The sequence below is a fragment of the Streptomyces sp. EDA2-14 genome (assembly GCF_054963755.1).
On sequence record NZ_JBUEGE010000052.1, the window covers coordinates 1 to 918 of the forward strand.

Sequence of the window (918 nt, forward strand, 5' to 3'; positions counted from 1 at the left end):
AATGACACGACTTCGGCGGTACGCTTGAGCCCCGCTACATTGTCGGCGCGGAATCACTTGACCAGTGAGCTATTACGCACTCTTTCAAGGGTGGCTGCTTCTAAGCCAACCTCCTGGTTGTCTCTGCGACTCCACATCCTTTCCCACTTAGCGTACGCTTAGGGGCCTTAGTCGATGCTCTGGGCTGTTTCCCTCTCGACCATGGAGCTTATCCCCCACAGTCTCACTGCCGCGCTCTCACTTACCGGCATTCGGAGTTTGGCTAAGGTCAGTAACCCGGTAGGGCCCATCGCCTATCCAGTGCTCTACCTCCGGCAAGAAACACACGACGCTGCACCTAAATGCATTTCGGGGAGAACCAGCTATCACGGAGTTTGATTGGCCTTTCACCCCTAACCACAGGTCATCCCCCAGGTTTTCAACCCTGGTGGGTTCGGTCCTCCACGAAGTCTTACCTCCGCTTCAACCTGCCCATGGCTAGATCACTCCGCTTCGGGTCTTGAGCGCGCTACTATGTCGCCCTGTTCGGACTCGCTTTCGCTACGGCTTCCCCACACGGGTTAACCTCGCAACACACCGCAAACTCGCAGGCTCATTCTTCAAAAGGCACGCAGTCACGAGATATGTGCAAGCACATATCCGACGCTCCCACGGCTTGTAGGCACACGGTTTCAGGTACTATTTCACTCCGCTCCCGCGGTACTTTTCACCATTCCCTCACGGTACTATCCGCTATCGGTCACCAGGGAATATTTAGGCTTAACGGGTGGTCCCGCCAGATTCACACAGGATTTCTCGGGCCCCGTGCTACTTGGGTGTCTCTCAAACGAGCCGCTGACGTTTCGACTACGGGGGTCTTACCCTCTACGCCGGACCTTTCGCATGTCCTTCGCCTACATCAACGGTTTCTGACTCGTC

Annotated in this window: 1 rRNA gene; it reads right to left on the reverse strand. The window is 55.9% G+C overall.

The features are described 5' to 3' along the window. Nucleotides 1-918 (reverse strand): 23S ribosomal RNA (locus ACY34M_RS41860); the annotation flags it as partial.